This is a genomic window from Hoeflea phototrophica DFL-43 (assembly GCF_000154705.2).
GTDB lineage: Bacteria > Pseudomonadota > Alphaproteobacteria > Rhizobiales > Rhizobiaceae > Hoeflea > Hoeflea phototrophica.
Map to the genome: position 1 here is coordinate 1,983,199 of NZ_CM002917.1, position 19,156 is coordinate 2,002,354.

The window sequence follows — 19,156 nt, forward strand, 5'->3', positions numbered from 1 at the left end:
TGAATCATGCTGAAAAGACTATTTGTATTTCTGGCCCTTGCGATGGTCTGGGCAACGACCGCCTCAGCCTCCACCGTCGCGGTGTCGACGGCAAACGTCAACCTGCGTGCGGGCCCCGCAACGAGCTATCCGGTGGTTACTGTCGTGCCGCAGGGTGCCCGCATCGTGACCCATGGCTGCGTTGCCGACTACAGGTGGTGCGATGTGGCCTTCGGCATCTATCGGGGCTGGGTGTCCGCCAGCTACATCCAGGTGATCTACAAGGGCGGCCCGGTCGTGCTGTCTTCTGCTGTCGCGCCAGCCGTCGGCGTAACCGTGGTGACCTATGGCCGCGTCTATTGGGACACCTACTATGTAGCCCAGCCCTGGTACCGGTCCTGGACGACCTATTACCGGCCCTATGCTCCCGTGGCAGCCCCGCGGGTGACTTCACACAGCCGCAGCGCGACATGTGTTGATGGCAACTGCACGGGGACGCGGCAGGCGACCGGAATCTACGGCGGATCGACGAGCCAGACCCGCAATTGCGCGGGCGGTGAGTGCAGCGCGACACGCCAGACTGTGGGGCCATACGGCAACTCTGCCTCCCGGGTCCGTAGCTGCAGCGCTGGCGACCGCAGTTGCAACATGACACGGACCGGCCCACGCGGTGGCACGGCGACCGGTACCCGCAGCTTCAGCCGTTGATCTGCAATGCGGCTGCGATCAGCGGCCGCAAAGGCGAAGATTTTTTCCCGTAAAGGAGACGACCTTGTTCAGACCCATCATCACGGCCCTCCTGCTGTCAGCTGGCGCCTGTCCGGCCTTCGCACAGGCGCAGGAACCGGCGCAGGAACCGGCAAAACACCTGGCCCGGCTGCTGCTGGTCAATTTCGACCGGATCGATGCCAATACAGACGGCATCATATCGCGCGGGGAGTACCAAAACGTTCAGATCGTGCGATGGCCGCAGATCGACCTCAACGGGGACGGCTTCCTGAGCGAAGACGATTTCCCCCGCTTCGCCGCCCACCGCGTACGGACGCAATTGGCGAAGATCACCTATCTCGACACCGACAGTGACGGCCGGATCAGCCAGGGCGAATTCCTCAATGGACCGCCGTTGCTGTTCCAACGCGCCGACCGCAACGGCGATGACGCTTTGACCCGGTCCGAATTGGAGGCTGCAAGAAACCAGGACTGAGATCAGTCATTTACCAGGAATGACAAGCCTGAGGGCGGTTCCTGCTGCCTTTTCCATCATCACACGCAAGAAGGATCATACGGATATGAAAAAGAACCCCATCGCGGCACTGGCTTGTTCCATTGCCTTTATCTTGCCGCTGTCCGCCGCCCAGGCTCAATCCATGTCTGATGCGGACAAACAGAAAATGGCTGATAACGTTGTCCAGGCCGATGCCAATGGCGACGCGGCGCTCACGCGCGGCGAGTTTGACTTGCTTCTGCAGCTCAACGCACAGGACAACCTTGGCAGAGCAGCGCAGGTCATCAGGCTTGGACGCCAGGCCATGATCTTCACTCGGATTGACGGCGACGGAAACGGCCTTGTGACCCGGCAAGAGTTGCAAGCACTCGCACAATGAAAACAAACGATCAACACGCCGGACAAGCGGCTGAAAGCAATCCCTTGCCACTGCTCGACAATGGCAAGGACCCGTCTTCATCGAAGCGGTCGCCCAGCCGGCAGACAGGTTGGCCGCTGAGGATTCTGGTGTTTCTTCTGGTTCTGTTGTTTGGCGGGGTCGTCGGGCTCTATTTCCAGGGCCCAGCCTTGCGGACGATATTTGACTGGACCGCACTCGAACCCGGCGCTGGTGCCCGGCAGCCGATCGCGCTTCCCGTTGAACGCGTGCCATCTCTCGAGCGTGTTGCAGCAATGGCAACCGGCGATGTCGTCGCTCTGGGGCGCTTGCAGCCTTCCGGCGGTGTCGTCTCGGTGGCGCTTCCTCAGGGCGCAGGCGACGCGCGTCTCGATCAGCTTCTTGTCACCGAGGGCGAAATCGTCGCGGAAGGGGATGTCCTGGCGGTGCTCGACAGCCTCCAACTCTATGAATCCGCACTGACAAGCGCCGAGAGCACGCTCGCGATCCGGCGGGCAGCGTTGGCCCAGACCCGGGTGCAGGTCGCGGCAACCCAAGCCGAGCTTCGCGCGCAAATCCGTGGCGCAGAGGCGACCCTCTCGGCTTCCGAACGCGAACTGGCGCGTGTGAGAAGCCTGATAGAACGGGGCGTTGCAACCCAGGCGACCCTCGAAGCCGCCATCCAAGCCAACGATAACGCCCAAGCCGATCTCGACCGCTTGCAAGCATCGCAGCTGCGCTATCAACCCGGGCCTGACGGCGAACAGGTGGATATTGCCTTGGCGTCCGCCGATCTCGCTGCGGCCAAAGCCGCGGTGGAGCAGGCTCGCAGTGATCTTGACCGTGCCCGGGTTTTCGCACCGCGGGACGGGACCATAGTCGAGGTGGCGGCGCGCACCGGCGAACGTCCACCCTCAGACGGTCTTCTGCAAATGGGCGACACCGCGCAGATGGAGGCCGAACTCGAGGTGTTCCAGATCATGGCGCCCCGGATTGCCGTCGGGCAGGACGTGTCGCTTGTCTCCGGGGTGCTGGGGGCAGAACCGCTCACAGGAAAAGTCGCACGTATCGGCACGCTCGTCGGAAGACAGAGCGTGACAGCGGAAGACCCGGCGGCAAACACCGATGCGCGTGTGGTTCTCGTCAAAGTCACGCTGGACGAAGCGTCGAGCATTCGGGCCGCGCGTTTCATAAACCTTGAAGTCGTGGCCCGGATCTCTGTCGCCGAAGGCGCTCCGGCAGAAGGCCCGGAACAATGACTGCCTTCCTGACCCGGCTGCTTGGAAGATTGCCGATCGGATACCTTCAGCTCATGCATCATCCTGGCCGTCTGCTTGCCGCATTGGCCGGTGTGGCCTTCGCCAACGTGCTGGTCTTTGTCCAGCTGGGTCTGGCCGGATCGATGGCCGAATCCGTCGCCATCCCATACAGGCTGTTTCAACCAAATCTGCTCATTCTGTCGCCGGCTGATTCCGAGACGCTGTCCGATGCGGCCACACTCCCCCGGCAAAGGCTGTTTCAGGCGCTGGTACATCCGGATGTAACCGATGGCACACCGATTTACATGGGCCGCTCGACCTGGATCTCGGGACATGATGCATCCTCGTCGATCCAGTTCTTCGGCCTTGCTCCCGAAGCGACGGCTTTCTTTGACGAGGCGCTGGCAGCACCGCTGATAAGTCTGTCGCTGTCTGACACGGCACTTGTCGACACGCTGACACGATTTGTCGACATGCGCAGCTTTGCCGAATCGCGTCCCGAAGCGCCAGTGTCCTTCGAGATACAGAACCGCCAGCTTGGGGCGATCGGAACCGTGTCCATTGGCGGTGGATTTGGGGGTGACGGCGTCTTTCTGATGTCCGACCAGACCTTCTTCCATCTGTTTCCGCAGCGCAGTTCCGCAACGCCGAGCCACATCCTGCTCGCTCTGGCCCCGGGCGCTGATCCAGGGCGGGTCGCTGCGGAACTGGCACAACTCTATCCGCCCGATTCGGTCCGGATCCGCCCGATCATCGGGGCCATGGACCAGGAAGTCCGCTATCAGATGACGGAACGTCCGACCGGCCTTATCTTTGCTTTCGGGGTAGCGATCGGGATCGTCGTCGGGATTGTCATTGCGTACCAAGTGCTGTCAGCCGACGTCGCCGATCACATCCGCGAATACGCCACCTTCAAGGCCATGGGTTTCCGGCAGGGCTTTTTTGTCGGGATCATCCTCGAAGAGGCGATATTCCTCGCTGCGATCGGCTTCTGGCCGGGACTGGCGTTTTCGTTGCTGTTCTACGAAACACTGGCTTACCTCACGAACATTCCGATCTTCATGACAACAGAGCGTGCGGTCGCGGTCTTCATCGGCACCATCATCGCCTGCGCCGTCTCAGGCATGCTGGCCATGCGCAAACTTGCCGCCGCCGAACCCGCCGATTTGTTTTGAGGACGCCATGACCGACACTGCGATTGATGTGAGAAGTCTCGATCACTACTTCGGCGAGGGAGAAGCCCGAAAACAGGCTTTGTTCGATGTAAACCTGTCGGTTCGACGCGGATCGCTGACCATTCTGATGGGGCCGTCAGGCTCCGGAAAAACCACGCTTCTGACACTCATGGGTTGTTTGCGTGAGGTTCATCGCGGGAGCATCCGGTTGTTGGAACGGGAGCTGTTTCAGTCCGACGAGATCACCCGGATCGACATGCGCCGGCGTCTCGGCTTCATCTTCCAGGCCCGCAATTTGCATGACAGCCTGACGGCGCGGCAGAACGTGATGATGGGCTTGCAGGTCCACGGTCGCGGCGCTCCCAAAACACATGCCCTTGCAGCGGATCACATCCTGGACCTCCTGGGGTTGGGCGAGCGTCTTGACTATCTTCCAGGCAACCTGTCGGGCGGGCAGAAGCAGCGGGTGGCCATCGCGCGTGCTCTCGTCTCGAACCCCGACATCATCTTCGCCGACGAGCCGACCGCGGCGCTCGACAAGGAGAGTGGTCGGACGGTGGTGGAAATGCTCAAGGCGCTTGGCAGGGAACGGGGAGCAACAACGGTCATGGTCACCCACGACAACCGAATTCTCGAACTGGCCGATCGCGTGGTGACGCTGGAAGACGGCCGGATCGTCAAGGACGTGGCGGGTTCGGGGATTCAGACATTGGCCGTTCCTGCCATGCCCGGATGATCATAGCCCCAACGTGCGGCAATGATTGCGGTCACAGCTGATGGCTTGATACACAATTCCGATTTCGCTCATGAAAGGCTCATCAGCGGCAGCAACCGCACGAGATGTTACTCCCGAAAGTTCCGGATCGGAGCGATCCAAAGACGGGAAGCACTTCGGATTCAACGCTGCACGACCAGACCTTTTGGGGATGACCGGCTGTCAGGCGATTATCGTCTCGGGACAGGCCGGATCCCAATGTCTTTTCCCCCTGTTGTTCCGGGTCCAGACATGTCCTGCTCGGGTACCTCAACCTTGGTTGGCCGGATTGAGGAGTTTTCCGGCGCGGCGATCGCGGCGCTGGACCTGGCGGCTGCCAGCGTGCAGGAAGGGGCTATCACTTTGCCGATCTAGGCGACAATCTGACGAGCTTTGTAAAAGGGTATGAGGCCGGATGAGCATAAAGCCCGATATACTGGTGATTGGCGGCGGCATCGCCGGAATCAGTGCAGGAGCAAGGCTGGCTTCTGATGCGAGCGTAACAGTTCTGGAAGCCGAACCGGTGATCGGTCATCATTCCTCCGGGCGCTCGGCAGCCATTTTCATCCGCAATTACGGCAATGCGACGTTGCGCGCACTCAATGCCGCATCCGCACCGTTTCTGGCAGAGCCCGACGGGGTTTGTGATTCAAGCCTGCTCTCTCCACGCGGCGAACTTCTGCTGGCAACGGAAGATGATCTTTCGAAATTCAACGACTATCTTAATGGCAGCGACGGGCTGGAACGAGTGTCCCCGGCACAGGCGCTTGAGCTGGTGCCGATCCTGCGCGAAGAGGCCATTGCCGCAGCAGCGATTGAATGGGATGCACAGGACATCGATGTTGATCGCATGCTGCAGGGCTTTGCCCGCAAGGTCCGCGGCCATGGTGGCAAAATTGTCACCGGCGCGGCGGTCAGCTCCATTTCCCGCGACAATGGTCTCTGGTCGGTGGTCACGCCGGCTGGCGAATTTGCTGCGCCGGTGGTGATCAATGCCGCGGGCGGTTGGGCAGACGCAGTGGCGAAACTGGCAGGCGTTCGAGCTCTTGGTTTGTCCGCTTTGCGTCGATCCGCGGTGCTGATCCCGGCGCCCGACGGGCAGGTCATTGACCGCTGGCCGCTGTTCGCCAATGCGGGCGACCAATGGTACGCCAAGCCCGAAGCTGGCAAGCTGATGATTTCGCCAGCCGATGAAGATCCCGTCGAGCCGCATGACGTGTGGGCCGATGACATGGTCGTCGCTGAGGGCCTTCACCGCTTCGAGCAGGCCGTGACCATTCCGGTCGCCCGGGTTGAGCATTCCTGGGCGGGCATGCGCACCTTTGCCCCCGACAGGACTCCCGTGGTCGGTTTTGCACCGGAGTCCGAGGGTTTCTTCTGGCTTGCAGGGCAGGGCGGCTATGGCATGCAGACCGCACCGGCGCTGTCGCAACTGGCAGCTGATTTGTGTCTGGGGCGTCTATCGCCGTTGGGCAAGATCGTAATAGAAGCGCTCAGCCCCGGGCGGCCAGCTCTGAATTTTCAACAAGGACAAGACACATGAGTGACATCAAACGCATTGAAACCGGCACACGCATGAGCCAGGCCGTTGTCCATGGCGGCGTTGTGTATCTGGCTGGTCAGGTCGGCACTGCCGGCGCCAGCGTCACAGTGCAGACCCAGGACATCCTGGCCAATATCGAACGTCTGCTGGCCGAAGCCGGCTCGGACAAGAAAAAGATCCTGCAGGCCACCATCTGGATGGCATCCATGGACGATTTTGCAGAGATGAATGCTGTCTGGGATGCATGGGTGGCCCCAGGCCACGCGCCGGCCCGCGCTGCCGGTGAATCCAAACTGGCAACGCTGGATTACAAGGTCGAAATCATCTGCGTCGCAGCTCTCTAACGCAGACGGATGTCTCGGACGACGGTTAGGCCGGATCGGGCATTGCACTGATATGGCCATTTTACGGCTGCCATCACATTGGCAGCCGTTTTTGGTATTTGACCCCGCGGGAAAATAGCGCTCACTGTTTGATGACCTCTATGGAGTTTCGCTGCCGATTTTGCACAATGGCTGGCTTGAGACCTCGAGACGTCCACGCAACCAACCCTACGGGCCCGCCTCATGAAACTCTCCCGGACCGATTTGACCGCGCTGCGGGTGTTCGATGCGGTCGCGCGCAATCGCGGCTTTGCTCAGGCGCAGGTCGAAACCGGGCTGAGCCTGTCCTCGATCTCCAATCACATTGCAGCGCTGGAAGAACGGCTGGGGGTTCGGCTTTGCGATCGCGGCCGGTCAGGTTTCATGCTGACCCAAAAGGGGCAATATGTGCTTGATGCGGCGCGCACATTGTTCACCTCGATGGACGAATTCACCGGGGCCATGGACAATCTGCGCGATCAGCTGGTCGGCAATCTGAGGATCGGCATTGTCGATGCGATCTCCACTGACCCGGTGATGCGGCTGCCCGATGCGCTGGCGCGGTTCAAGTCGAGCGCCGCCGCCGTCACCATCGAGATCTTCGAGGACACCCCGAACGTGCTGCAGGAACGGGTTCGCACCGGCGATCTGCATCTGGGCATCGGCAGCTTCGCCTTCAAATCCGGCGGCATCAAATACCAACCGCTTTACAGCGAAACCCATGGCGTCTTCTGCTCGGACCTGCATCCGCTCTATGAGCGTGACGACGTGGATATTTCGCCCGAAGAAGTGCGCAACTGGCCGGTGGTCAGCCGCGGCTACTGGCGTGATGATATCCTGCTGCAGCTGGGCTTCAACAATGTCACGGCGACCAGCTACCAGATCGAGCCGCAATTGATCCTGATTCTGTCTGGGCGATATCTGGGCTTTTTGCCCAATCACTATGCAGAACAATGGACAAAAACCGGAAGGTTGCGCCAGATCTGCCCCGATGTGCTGCATTACGCTTGTGAATTCGATCTGATCCAGCGCCAGTCAGCCCCTAAATCCCGAGTGGTATCACGCTTTGCTGCAGAGGTTCTCGCTGCCCACGGGGTCGAATAGGATACATTTGAGTTTCCAAAACTGAACTTGGGAACTTAAGGCTCCCTGCGTTTCTCAATGCCTGCTTATATCTCCCAATCTTGGTTCAGGGGACGGGACGGGCGTGAGCAAAACCTTCAATCAACCACTTGGCGGAAACGAAATGCCGCGCTTTGGCGGCCCGTCGACGATGATGCGGCTTCCTGCGGCTGAGACCTGCGAAGGCCTTGATGCCTGCTTCATCGGTGTGCCGATGGACATTGGCGCTTCCAACCGTCCGGGCACCCGTTTCGGGCCGCGCCAGATCCGCGCCGAAAGCGCCATGATCCGCCCCTACAACATGGCCACTGGCGCAGCCCCCTTTGATTGCATCGAGGTGGCGGACATCGGCGATGTGGCGATCAACACCTTCAATCTTCAAGCCTCGGTCGACATCATTGCCGCGCGTTATGCCGGGATCTTTGCCACCGGTTGCATCCCGCTGACACTTGGCGGCGACCACACCATCACCTGGCCGATCCTGAAGGCTGCCAGTGACCATCATGGGCCGGTGGCGCTGATCCACATTGACGCCCACGCCGACATCAATGATGACATGTTTGGCGAGAAGATCGCCCATGGCACTCCGTTCCGCAGGGCGCATGAAGCCGGCGCGCTGATCAATGACAAGGTGTTCCAGATCGGGCTGCGCGGCTCCGGCTATTCCGCCGACGACTTCAACTGGTCGCGCGACAAGGGCTTCACCGTGGTGCCCGCGGAGCATTGCTGGCACCGCTCGCTGGCGCCGCTGATGGACGTTGTGCGCGAGCGCATTGGCGACGCACCTGTCTACCTGACCTTTGACATCGACAGCCTCGATCCGGGCCTTGCGCCCGGAACAGGCACCCAGGAGATGGGCGGACTCACCTCCATCCAGGCGCTGGAGATCGTGCGCGGCTGCGCCGGGCTGAACCTGATCGGTTGTGATCTGGTGGAAGTCTCTCCGCCCTATGATCCGGGCGGCACCACGGCGCTGCTGGCCTCCAACATCCTCTACGAAATGCTCTGCGTGCTGCCAAAAGTCGACCGGCATCGCAGGGAGAACGTCCCGACCGATCCCTTGCATGAAAGGATATTCTGACATGAACAAACTGAAGTCATCCGTATCAATCGTGGCCATGACGCTGCTTGGCATCGTTGGCGCCAATGCCCAGGAAATCAATGCGCTGGTCTGGTGTGATCACACTGACCCGGCCTTCCTCGAGCCGTTCACCGAGTCCACCGGCATCAAGGTCAATATCCGCGAATATGAGGGCACCGGTACGGCGCTGGCGCTGCTGGAGCAGTCAAGTGCGGGCGATTGGGACGTCTTCGTGGTCGACACCACCGACGTCAAGCGCGTCGCCGAGCGCGGCCTGCTCGCACCGCTCGATCCGGCGGACTATCCGCTGGCAGACGTGTTCCCCGAAGTGCAGCTTACCGATTATCACCAGATCGATGGCGTGACCTACGCGGTGCCGGAAAAGTTCGGATACAACGCCATCGCCTTCGATTCCAGCAAAGTCAGCCTTGAACAGGCGCGTGACATCGAAACGCTGTTCAGCGCCGATCAGAAGGGCAACCTGATCATTTATGATTACTATCTTCCGATCATCTCGCAGCTTGCGCTAACCATCGGCAAGGAACCCTCGCAGCTGACAGTGGAAGATCTGCCCGCGATTGGCGAGAAGCTCGAAGCCATTCGTGAAAACTCCGCCCTGCTGGGTGACGTGGTGACCTCGCAGACGGCCCTTGCCACGGGCCAGGCCGGCATTCTGGTCGGCGGCGGTGAATATGCGGTGGCAGGACTTCAGGCTGAGCAGCCGAACCTCGATTGGGTGCTCCCCGATATCGGCGGCATTCGCTGGCAGCAGGCCGTTGGCGTCATGGCAGACTCGGAAAACAAGGACGATGCCAAGAAGTTCATCCAGTACATTCTATCGCCCGAAGGTCAGGCGCGTCTTGCCACATCGTCCTGCTACTGGGGCATGCCGGCCAACTCCAAGGCTGCGCTGACCGACGAGCAGAAGACCCGGCTGCGCTGGGACGAACAGCCCGGCTTCCTGGCAAAATCCTATCCTTACTATTCTCCGACCGAGGAGATGGATCAGGCCATGCAGGACCTCTGGGCCGAGAAGATCCAGTAGGCCGGAATGAAAACTGCGGTCACCGTATCTCCGGAGACAATGGCGGCGCGGCGAGAGCGCAGGCAGGGCCTGCTTCTCGTCGCGCCGGCAGCGCTATGGACGTTCGCGTTCTTTCTGATACCGACCCTGTCGATCTTCTGGCTTTCACTTTTCAAGAAATCCGGCGGCCGGGTTGGCGACGAGATGACGCTCGCCAACTACGAACGCTTCGTCTCCCAGGGCTATTTCCGGGAATCGCTGTTCAATTCACTTGAGCTGACGGCCATCGTCGCGGTGCTGTCGATCCTGCTGGCCTATCCGTTGGCCGCAACAATCGCCTTCCGTGTCGCACCGCGCTACCGGCGTCTGTGCCTGATGCTGGCGGTGCTGCCGTTCTGGACCTCTTATGTGGTGCGCTCCTACGCCTGGCTTCTGGTGCTGGCGCCCAACGGTGTCGTCAACCGCACACTGCTCGCGGCAGGGCTTGTCTCCGAGCCGCTGACGCTGTCGTTCACGCAGGGGGCAACGGTGCTCGGCTTCGTGCATTTCTTCACCATGCTGGGCACGCTGACGATTTATGCCAGCCTTGCCCGCATCAATCCCAAGCTGATCCTGGCCGCGCGCGATCTTGGCGCCAGCCAGTGGCAGACCTTCTGGCGGGTGATCTTTCCGCTTTCCATACCCGGCGTCGTCGCCGGTGTTTTTCTCATTGTCGTGATCACCATTGGTGATTATGTGACGCCCCAGATCCTGGGTGGAAGCAACCAGCTCGTCCTGCCGCAGACCATCATCATGCAGATCCAGCGCCGCGCCGACATTCCCATGGCCGCAGCACTGTCTGTTATCATGATGCTGGTGGTGGGGCTTGCCTATCTCGCAATGGCGCGCAAACTGACGGCGGAACGGTCATGACCGGCAGGCTGGCATCGACCTCGATCACCGTCGCCATCATCGTTATTGCGCTGGTGTTCATCTATCTGCCGGTCGGCACGCTGGTGCTGTTCTCGCTGCATGACGGCCGGGTGCCGGTGCCACCGTTCCAGGGCCCGACTCTGGAGTGGTACGGCCGCATTCTCGACAATCCGCGGATCATGTCGGCAACGCTCAGTTCCGTCATCATTGGGCTTGTTTCCTCGGTGATCTCGGTGGCTCTGGCCCTGCTCGCGGGCTGGGGGCTTGCCCGTCACCGGGTGCCTGGACGGAAGATGGTCGAGGCGCTTTTGATGATGCCGCTCGCAGTCTCCTATCTGATTGTGGGTGTCGGCCTGATGGTCAGCTTTTCCGCCTACATCCCCAAATCGGTGGGCTTCGTGCTGATCGGCCATGTGGTGCTCAATCTGCCGCTCGCCTTCGCCATTCTCTATGTGCAGTTCGACACGGCCCAGGCGCGGCTGGAAGCTGCCGCTCGGGATCTTGGCGCGTCCGAAGCCCAGGTGTTTTTCCGCGTCACGCTGCCATCGCTGAAGATCCCGATCATTGCAGCCTTTGCCTTGTGTTTCACCTTTTCCTGGGACGAGTTCATCGTTGCCTTCCTGCTGTCAGGCTTTGACCCGACCCTGCCGGTGGTGATCTGGGGGCTGTTGCGCACCGGACTTGATCCGCAGACCAATGCCGCTGGAACGCTGGTTTTCCTGGTCTCTGTCTGCTTCGCGCTGGTGGTCGAGCTGTTCCTGCTGAGAAAGAAACCGAATGACTAAGACCGCGAACCTGTCGCTCAGGGCGCTTTCCAAGCTGTTCGATGACACAATCGCGGTGCGCGACCTGTCGCTCGAGATCCCGGCGTCGAGCTATGTGGTGCTGCTGGGCCCCTCCGGCTCAGGCAAGACAACGCTTCTGTCGATGCTGGGCGGCTTCACCGCGCCCACGGCCGGCACCATATGTCTCGATGATGACGACATCACCATGATGCAACCGGCGCAGCGGCCGACGGCAACCGTGTTTCAGGACTACGCCCTGTTTCCGCATCTGAGCATCGGCGACAACGTGGGGTTCGGCCTGAGCGTGCGCAAGGTCGCAAAGGCCGAGATCACCCGCCGGGTGGCCGAGGCTCTGGACATGGTTGGGCTCAAGGGCTTTGAAAAGCGGAAGATTTCGGAAGCCTCTGGCGGTCAGCGCCAGCGCATCGCGCTTGCCCGCGCGCTGGTGACGGATCCCGCGATCCTGCTGCTTGATGAGCCGCTGGGTGCGCTTGATCTCAATCTCCGCCGGCAAATGCAGGACGAGCTTCGCGCGCTGCAGAAGCGCGAGCGCAGGACTTTCGTCCATGTCACCCACGACCAGGAAGAAGCCATGGCGATCGCTGACACGATTGTCATCATGAAGGATGGCGTGATCGAGGATGTAGGCCCGCCGCAACAGGTCTATTCCCATCCGCGCAGCCGGTTCTCAGCGCAATTCATGGGCGAAAGCAACATCATCGACGCCTACATTGCCAACGGGATGGCCGATACCCCCCTGGGCCGTTTCCCGGTTGCGGGCAAGGGAACCGCAGGCGTGGCGATGCGGCCTGAAAACCTGACAGTGACGGCGGGCGAGGGGACCGTTTCCCTCGGTATGGCCGAGCTGGAGGATGTGGTGTTTCAGGGCAGTTTTGTCAGGCTGTCTGCCCGAATCGGAAATGTGGCGATCAGGCTTCGCGTTTCCCCGGCCGATATCGCCGGTTCCGACAAAACGGTCGAAGTGTTTCTCAAACCGGGCGGTGCGGCCGCGCTTCAATCCTAGGAGAAGGGCATGATCAGCGAGAAGGACTGGTACGAGACCATCCCGTTTGCGGATGGCATCACACTGATCCATGAGCCCTGGATGCCATTCTTTTTCCGCTGCAACATGTGGCACATCCGAGGCCGTGACCGCGACCTGCTGGTCGATACCGGACTTGGTGCGTTCCCGTTGCGGCGCAATGTGCCGATCCTCAATGAAAGGCCTGTCCTGTGTGTGTCGAGCCACACGCATTTCGACCACATCGGAATGACCGCTGAATTCGAGGAGCGCCTCGTTCATCCGCTTGAGGCGGACATTCTGGCCGATCCGAGGAATGACGCCACGCTGTTTGAATATTATGCGCATGACGGCCGCGATGCGGAGCTGTTCATCGCGCCGCCTGAAGGATGGGATGCGCAGAGCTACAGCATCAAGCCCGCGCCTGCGACCGGCCTGCTCGAGCATGGTCAGCGGATAGACCTTGGTGACCGGTCCTTCGAGGTCCTGCACACGCCCGGCCATTCGCCGGGACACATTTCCTTGTGGGAGGAGGCGACCGGAACCCTCATCGCCCAGGATGTGATCTATGACGGGGCGCTGGTGACCGATTGCGATGGCGCGGATATGGCCGATTACCGCCGCTCCATGAAAATGCTGTCGGAATATCAGCCAAGGATCGTCCATGGCGGCCATTTTCCCAGTTTCGGCGCGGTCCGGTTTCACCAGTTGATCGCCGAATTCCTGCACGAGGCGGGTTAGGGGCCGGAAGAGCGGATCTTCAGTTTCTGTGTGTGGACTCCGAAAAGCGCTGATACCTTTTTCTGCCCCGGGAGTGTGCTTCGTCCCTTTGCGGAGAATCAAAACATCGAAGCCAAATGGTTGCCCAGCCGGAAAATCTGATTTCCAAGGCTGCTCCGTCAAACAGATCTTCAGTGAAAGTAGGGTTTTGCTGCTTTTGGCAGCCCAACATTACCCCTTGCGAAACCGGGGCGAAAGCCTTATGTCGCGTTGACTTCTCGCGGGACCCGGACCAAACGCCTCCGGTTCCACTGTCTGCCAACAGGATTACAGGATACAGGACGATGGCAAAGGGTAAGTTCGAGCGCAATAAGCCGCACGTAAACATCGGCACGATTGGTCACGTTGACCACGGCAAGACGTCTCTGACGGCTGCGATCACCAAGTACTTTGGAGATTTCAAGGCCTATGACCAGATTGACGCTGCACCCGAAGAGAAGGCCCGCGGCATCACCATTTCGACCGCGCACGTCGAGTATGAGACCGAAGGCCGTCACTACGCCCACGTCGACTGCCCCGGCCACGCTGACTATGTGAAGAACATGATCACCGGTGCGGCTCAGATGGATGGCGCGATCCTGGTTGTTTCGGCTGCTGACGGCCCGATGCCCCAGACCCGCGAGCACATCCTGCTTGCCCGCCAGGTTGGCGTGCCTTCGCTGGTGGTGTTCCTCAACAAGGTCGACCAGGTCGACGACGAGGAGCTTCTCGAGCTGGTGGAGATGGAAGTTCGCGAACTTCTGTCGTCCTACGACTTCCCGGGCGACGACATTCCGATCATCAAGGGCTCTGCTCTGGTTGCGCTCAACGATGGCGACAAGGCCCAGGGTGAAGACGCGATCCGTGCTCTGATGGCTGCGGTTGACGAGTACATCCCGACCCCTGAGCGTCCGATCGACCAGCCGTTCCTGATGCCGATCGAAGACGTGTTCTCGATCTCGGGCCGCGGTACTGTTGTGACCGGCCGTGTCGAGCGTGGCATTGTCAAGGTTGGCGAAGAAATCGAAATCGTCGGCATCCGCGACACCAAGAAGACGGTTTGCACGGGCGTTGAAATGTTCCGCAAGCTGCTCGACCAGGGCCAGGCCGGCGACAACATCGGCGCGCTTCTGCGTGGCGTTGACCGTGAAGGCGTTGAGCGCGGTCAGGTTCTCTGCAAGCCTGGTTCGGTCAAGCCGCACACCAAGTTCAAGGCAGAAGCCTACATTCTGACCAAGGAAGAGGGCGGTCGTCACACACCGTTCTTCACCAACTACCGTCCGCAGTTTTACTTCCGCACGACCGACGTGACGGGTGTTGTGACACTGCCGGAAGGCACCGAAATGGTGATGCCGGGCGACAATATCTCGGCTGACGTGACGCTGATCGTGCCGATCGCGATGGAAGAGAAGCTGCGCTTCGCCATCCGCGAAGGCGGCCGCACCGTCGGCGCCGGCATCGTCGCTTCGATCATCGAGTAATCGATGAACGCTGCGCCGGTGGCGCAAGCTGCCGACGGCACTTTGGGACAATGCAAAACGCGCTTCGGCGCGTTTTGTTTTGGCGGCGCCGGCATCGTCGCTTCGATCATCGAGTAATCGATGAACGCTGCGCCGGTGGCGCAAGCTGCCGACGGCACTTTGGGACAATGCAAAACGCGCTTCGGCGCGTTTTGTTGTTTGAAAGGCTGACTTCCGGGTGGCGTGGAATGATGTTCGCAACTGCAATGCATCGCCGCCCAAAAGAAAAATCCGCCATCGATCCCATTGCGGCAACTTCTCTGTTGCATTCACATCGCGTTTGACGCTATCAGAGCCGCCACCGGGCAATTGCATCGCCTGCGGTAAAGGCGCCAACATGGTGCGCACCGTGGACATGCAGTCAAAGGAAATCGAGCGGACAATGCGTGCCTGATTCCGGTACGCCACGCTCTAGGGGTATAGCTCAGTTGGTAGAGCGACGGTCTCCAAAACCGTAGGTCGCAGGTTCGAGTCCTGCTGCCCCTGCCAGTCCGCCTGGACTTGGGTTCCGGTTTTATCGATCACAAGACATGGGCACCCAGGGGCAAGGTTCGGGCCAGATTGCCCTATGAAAGCAAAAAAGCCCTTCTTCCCTCTTGTGGATTCGAGAATCGGTCTTTATGTAGGCTGCAACAGACACGCGGTGCGTGGAGCTGGGAGACCGGCTTTACGCGCCGTATAAGCGTGGACAGACAATGGCATCCAAGACAAATCCGTTTACTTTCATCCAGCAGGTTCGCTCTGAAACTGCAAAAGTCAAGTGGCCGTCGCGTCGCGAAACCTCGATCTCAACGGTCATGGTTCTCGTGATGGTACTGCTTGCCTCGATTTTCTTTTTCGCCGCAGACCAGGCATTGGGATGGGTGATTTCGCTCATCCTGAACATTGGCGCTTGAGGCGGGGAACAAGATGACAGCACGCTGGTATATCGTTCACGCCTATTCGAACTTCGAAAAGAAGGTCGCGGATTCTATCGAGGAGCAGGCGCGCCAGAAAGGCCTTAGCCATCTGTTCGAGAAGATCCTTGTTCCGGTTGAGAAGGTTGTTGAAGTGCGCCGCGGCCGCAAGGTTGACGCAGAGCGCAAGTTCTTCCCGGGTTACGTGATGGTTCGCGCGGACCTTACCGATGAGGCGTTCCACCTTATCAAGAACACGCCGAAGGTTACGGGATTTCTGGGCAGTGATTCAAAGCCCGTTCCGATTCCGGATTCGGAAGCCGAGCGCATCCTGACCCAGGTTCAGGAAGGCGTCGAGCGGCCCAAGCCCTCGATCGCTTTTGAAATCGGCGAGCAGGTGCGTGTGTCCGATGGGCCGTTTGCTTCGTTCAATGGCACGGTTCAGGAAGTCGATGAGGAGCGTTCGCGCCTCAAGGTCGAGGTTTCCATCTTTGGCCGGGCAACCCCGGTCGAGCTTGAATACGGTCAGGTCGAGAAGGTCTGATATAAAATCGCCCCGCTTGCGCAATCTTTGGTGATGGCGCGGGCGGGCTTTTGCAGTGCCGGGTTTTCGGCGCCGCAATCCGCGTGGGAGGTGCCCGGACTTTTGCCGGTCCGTCAAGCCGCACCACGCAACCGCAGCCGCCGGGCTTGCCCGGCATGAAGGCGGCGACAGACCGTCGCCACAACGAAAGGCAGAGAGAATATGGCTAAGAAAGTTGCAGGCCAGCTCAAGCTGCAGGTTCCGGCCGGATCGGCGACTCCGTCGCCCCCGATTGGCCCGGCACTTGGTCAGCGCGGCATCAACATCATGGAATTCTGCAAGGCGTTCAATGCCGCCACGCAGGAAATGGAAAAAGGGATGCCGATCCCGGTCACCATCACCTATTATCAGGATAAGTCCTTCACATTCGCAATGAAGCAGCCTCCGGTCAGCTTCCTGCTCAAGAAGGAAGCCAAGCTGAAGTCCGGCTCGAAAGCGCCTGGCAAGGAAAAGGCTGGCTCGATCACCCGCGACCAGGTTCGCGCGATCGCTGAAACCAAGATGAAAGACCTTAACGCAGCCGATATCGACGGCGCGATGGCAATGGTTGAGGGTTCCGCCCGCTCCATGGGCCTGGAAGTGACGGGATAAGACCATGGCCAAGATTGCAAAACGTATGCAGAAGGTCAGCGAAGGTGTTGACCGCAACAAGCACTACCCGCTCGGCGAAGCTGTTTCGCTGATCAAGGAACGCGCAGTCGCCAAGTTCGACGAGACCATTGAAGTCTCGATGAACCTCGGTGTCGATCCGCGTCACGCCGACCAGATGGTTCGCGGCGTTGTCAACCTGCCCAACGGCACAGGCCGTACCGTTCGCGTTGGCGTCTTCGCCCGTGGCGATAAGGCTGACGAAGCCCGTGCTGCTGGCGCCGATGTCGTTGGTGCTGAAGACCTGGTCGAAATCGTCCAGGCCGGCAACATCGATTTTGACCGTTGCATCGCAACGCCGGATATGATGCCGCTCGTCGGCCGTCTCGGCAAGGTGCTCGGCCCGCGCGGCATGATGCCAAACCCGAAGGTGGGTACGGTGACCATGGATGTTGCGGCTGCGGTCAATGCATCCAAGGGTGGCGCTGTTGAGTTCCGCGTTGAGAAGGCTGGCATCGTCCATGCTGGTATCGGCAAGGCCTCTTTCGGCGCCGACAAGATCGAAGAAAACATCCGCGCATTTGCAGATGCCGTGATCAAGGCCAAGCCGGCCGGCGCCAAGGGCAACTATGTCAAGCGCGTGGCGATTTCCTCGACCATGGGCCCTGGCGTCAAGATTGATCCGGCTACGCTCAGCGTCGCCTGATAAACAAGTTTAGAAAACCGGTGCATCGCTCCGGTTTTCGTCAGTTTTCGGCTTTCGGGCCGAAAAGGTCCGGGACCAAATCCCGGGCTCCCTGTCCGAGACTGCAGGTGGCGAGTTCTAACCGGCTCGCCTTAATCCAAAGCCTGCATGAGACGGGTAAGATCCGTTTTCGGGGTGAATGCCCCAACGGTTCGAACCTCGCTTGCCTTGTGCCGCATCCGTTTTTCGGTTTCGGCGTAAGGGGACAGGATCCTCAAGCGTCGCTTGCGGGTTCGATGAGAATCCCTGGCGGCAAAGGCAAACCCGGCAGGTGGTGCATGCATCGCCTGCCAACTGGAGAAACGCAGTGGATAGAGCGGAAAAACGCGAATTCGTCGCGGAACTGAACGGTGTTTTCACCAACGCCGGTTCGGTTGTCGTGGCCCACTACGCCGGTCTTACGGTTGCGCAAATGAACGACCTTCGGTCGCGCATGCGCACAGCCGGAGGCACCGTCAAGGTCGCGAAGAACCGCCTTGCCAAGATCGCTCTTCAGGGCACGGAGTCAGAAGGGGCCGCAAGCCTCTTCGAAGGTCAGACGCTAATCGCATATTGCGAAGATCCTGTGACTGCTCCGAAGATCGCCGTCGAGTTCGCCAAGGTCAGCGACAAGCTGGTCATCCTTGGTGGCGCGATGGGGGCAACAACACTCGACGCCGATGGAGTCAAGGCTCTCGCCACGATGCCATCGATCGACGAGCTCCGCGCAAAGATTGTTGGCATGATTCAGACGCCAGCAACGCGCATTGCCCAGATCGTCAACGCACCCGCGGGTGCGGTGGCACGCGTCATCGGCGCGCATGCCCGGAAGGACGAAGCCGCATAAGGCGGACCTTCGCTGTGAATAGTTCAAAACCGGTTCGAACCGAATACAAGGAAGTGAAAAATGGCTGATCTCGCCAAAATCGTGGAAGACCTTTCCAACCTTACCGTCCTGGAAGCCGCTGAGCTGTCCAAGATGCTCGAAGAAAAGTGGGGCGTTTCCGCCGCTGCACCAGTGGCTGTTGCTGCTGCTGGCGGTGGTGCTGCTCCTGCTGAAGCCGCAGAAGAAAAGACTGAATTTGACGTGATCCTCGCCGAAGCCGGCGCAAACAAGATCAACGTCATCAAGGAAGTCCGCAGCATCACAGGTCTCGGCCTGAAGGAAGCCAAGGACCTCGTTGAAGCCGCTCCTAAGGCTGTCAAGGAAGGCATCTCCAAGGGCGAAGCTGAAGACCTCAAGAAGAAGCTTGAAGACGCCGGCGCCAAGGTCGAAGTCAAGTAAGTTGCTTTTTGTCCGGGGGCGGGCAGGTCTCGCCCCCGGTCACTTTCTGACGATGAACGTATTACCCAAAGGCCCGAAAACGGCCTTTGGGTAATGGGTTCTTCAAGAGGATGGTTTCGAACCAGACCGCAAGGCACTCCGGCCGCGCCGTCCTGGTTCAGAAACGAGATTGAACGAGTTCAT

At 60.0% G+C, this 19,156-nt stretch carries 23 protein-coding genes and 1 tRNA gene; all 24 read left to right on the forward strand.

Annotated elements, in window-relative coordinates:
- The first annotated feature begins 6 nt into the window (after positions 1-6).
- The 24 genes from HPDFL43_RS09365 to rplL all read left to right on the forward strand — a co-directional run bounded on the left by HPDFL43_RS09365 (position 7) and on the right by rplL (position 18,973).
- On the forward strand, positions 7-687 hold the full coding sequence (locus HPDFL43_RS09365; RefSeq protein ID WP_040449163.1) for an SH3 domain-containing protein: 681 nt from the start codon (positions 7-9) through the stop codon (positions 685-687).
- A gap of 64 nt (positions 688-751) precedes the next feature.
- Positions 752-1,183 carry an EF-hand domain-containing protein gene (locus tag HPDFL43_RS09370; protein ID WP_007197075.1) on the forward strand — a complete coding sequence of 144 codons (432 nt, stop codon included), beginning with the start codon at positions 752-754 and terminating at the stop codon, positions 1,181-1,183.
- An 85-nt stretch (positions 1,184-1,268) separates the two neighbouring features.
- Complete coding sequence (locus HPDFL43_RS09375; protein WP_156970241.1) at positions 1,269-1,583, forward strand: EF-hand domain-containing protein; 315 nt, start codon at positions 1,269-1,271, stop codon at positions 1,581-1,583.
- Positions 1,580-2,839: an HlyD family efflux transporter periplasmic adaptor subunit gene (locus HPDFL43_RS09380; RefSeq protein WP_007197077.1), complete on the forward strand. Its 1,260-nt coding sequence runs from the start codon at positions 1,580-1,582 to the stop codon at positions 2,837-2,839. Before HPDFL43_RS09375 ends, HPDFL43_RS09380 begins: the two co-directional genes overlap by 4 nt.
- Entirely contained in the window at positions 2,836-4,014 is a 1,179-nt protein-coding gene (locus HPDFL43_RS09385) for an FtsX-like permease family protein (protein WP_007197078.1), read from the forward strand. Before HPDFL43_RS09380 ends, HPDFL43_RS09385 begins: the two co-directional genes overlap by 4 nt.
- Positions 4,015-4,021: 7 nt before the next feature.
- Positions 4,022-4,750, forward strand: coding sequence for an ATP-binding cassette domain-containing protein (locus HPDFL43_RS09390; RefSeq protein ID WP_007197079.1), 729 nt, complete (start codon positions 4,022-4,024; stop codon positions 4,748-4,750).
- 237 nt (positions 4,751-4,987) lie between these two features.
- Positions 4,988-5,143 (forward strand): hypothetical protein, encoded by a 156-nt coding sequence (locus HPDFL43_RS21950; protein WP_156970242.1) that lies wholly within the window; start codon positions 4,988-4,990, stop codon positions 5,141-5,143.
- Positions 5,144-5,183: 40 nt separating this feature from the next.
- Positions 5,184-6,311 carry an NAD(P)/FAD-dependent oxidoreductase gene (locus HPDFL43_RS09395; RefSeq protein ID WP_007197081.1) on the forward strand — a complete coding sequence of 376 codons (1,128 nt, stop codon included), beginning with the start codon at positions 5,184-5,186 and terminating at the stop codon, positions 6,309-6,311.
- A complete protein-coding gene (locus HPDFL43_RS09400; RefSeq protein ID WP_007197082.1) occupies positions 6,308-6,655 on the forward strand; it encodes a RidA family protein in 348 nt (115 codons plus the stop codon). The genes HPDFL43_RS09395 and HPDFL43_RS09400 overlap by 4 nt, the downstream gene beginning before the upstream one ends.
- A gap of 222 nt (positions 6,656-6,877) precedes the next feature.
- Complete coding sequence (locus HPDFL43_RS09405) at positions 6,878-7,777, forward strand: LysR family transcriptional regulator (protein WP_007197083.1); 900 nt, start codon at positions 6,878-6,880, stop codon at positions 7,775-7,777.
- 103 nt (positions 7,778-7,880) lie between these two features.
- A complete protein-coding gene (speB, locus tag HPDFL43_RS09410) occupies positions 7,881-8,876 on the forward strand; it encodes an agmatinase (RefSeq protein ID WP_007197084.1) in 996 nt (331 codons plus the stop codon).
- Between the two features lies 1 nt (position 8,877).
- Positions 8,878-9,921 (forward strand): ABC transporter substrate-binding protein, encoded by a 1,044-nt coding sequence (locus HPDFL43_RS09415; RefSeq protein ID WP_007197085.1) that lies wholly within the window; start codon positions 8,878-8,880, stop codon positions 9,919-9,921.
- 39 nt (positions 9,922-9,960) lie between these two features.
- Positions 9,961-10,812, forward strand: coding sequence for an ABC transporter permease (locus HPDFL43_RS09420; RefSeq protein WP_007197086.1), 852 nt, complete (start codon positions 9,961-9,963; stop codon positions 10,810-10,812).
- Complete coding sequence (locus HPDFL43_RS09425) at positions 10,809-11,597, forward strand: ABC transporter permease (protein WP_007197087.1); 789 nt, start codon at positions 10,809-10,811, stop codon at positions 11,595-11,597. Before HPDFL43_RS09420 ends, HPDFL43_RS09425 begins: the two co-directional genes overlap by 4 nt.
- Positions 11,590-12,621 carry an ABC transporter ATP-binding protein gene (locus HPDFL43_RS09430; RefSeq protein ID WP_007197088.1) on the forward strand — a complete coding sequence of 344 codons (1,032 nt, stop codon included), beginning with the start codon at positions 11,590-11,592 and terminating at the stop codon, positions 12,619-12,621. The genes HPDFL43_RS09425 and HPDFL43_RS09430 overlap by 8 nt, the downstream gene beginning before the upstream one ends.
- 9 nt (positions 12,622-12,630) lie before the next feature.
- Positions 12,631-13,359, forward strand: coding sequence for an MBL fold metallo-hydrolase (locus tag HPDFL43_RS09435; protein WP_007197089.1), 729 nt, complete (start codon positions 12,631-12,633; stop codon positions 13,357-13,359).
- Positions 13,360-13,682: 323 nt separating this feature from the next.
- Complete coding sequence (tuf, locus tag HPDFL43_RS09440; RefSeq protein ID WP_007197090.1) at positions 13,683-14,858, forward strand: elongation factor Tu; 1,176 nt, start codon at positions 13,683-13,685, stop codon at positions 14,856-14,858.
- Positions 14,859-15,310: 452 nt separating this feature from the next.
- A tRNA-Trp gene (locus HPDFL43_RS09445) sits at positions 15,311-15,386 on the forward strand.
- Between the two features lie 206 nt (positions 15,387-15,592).
- Positions 15,593-15,793, forward strand: coding sequence for a preprotein translocase subunit SecE (gene secE, locus HPDFL43_RS09450; protein WP_007197092.1), 201 nt, complete (start codon positions 15,593-15,595; stop codon positions 15,791-15,793).
- A gap of 13 nt (positions 15,794-15,806) precedes the next feature.
- Positions 15,807-16,337: a transcription termination/antitermination protein NusG gene (gene nusG / locus HPDFL43_RS09455; protein ID WP_007197093.1), complete on the forward strand. Its 531-nt coding sequence runs from the start codon at positions 15,807-15,809 to the stop codon at positions 16,335-16,337.
- A gap of 201 nt (positions 16,338-16,538) precedes the next feature.
- Positions 16,539-16,967 (forward strand): 50S ribosomal protein L11, encoded by a 429-nt coding sequence (gene rplK, locus HPDFL43_RS09460; protein WP_007197094.1) that lies wholly within the window; start codon positions 16,539-16,541, stop codon positions 16,965-16,967.
- A 4-nt stretch (positions 16,968-16,971) separates the two neighbouring features.
- A complete protein-coding gene (gene rplA, locus HPDFL43_RS09465; RefSeq protein WP_007197095.1) occupies positions 16,972-17,670 on the forward strand; it encodes a 50S ribosomal protein L1 in 699 nt (232 codons plus the stop codon).
- A gap of 346 nt (positions 17,671-18,016) precedes the next feature.
- Positions 18,017-18,535: a 50S ribosomal protein L10 gene (gene rplJ, locus HPDFL43_RS09470; RefSeq protein WP_007197096.1), complete on the forward strand. Its 519-nt coding sequence runs from the start codon at positions 18,017-18,019 to the stop codon at positions 18,533-18,535.
- A 60-nt stretch (positions 18,536-18,595) separates the two neighbouring features.
- On the forward strand, positions 18,596-18,973 hold the full coding sequence (rplL, locus tag HPDFL43_RS09475; RefSeq protein ID WP_007197098.1) for a 50S ribosomal protein L7/L12: 378 nt from the start codon (positions 18,596-18,598) through the stop codon (positions 18,971-18,973).
- Positions 18,974-19,156 lie beyond the last annotated feature (183 nt).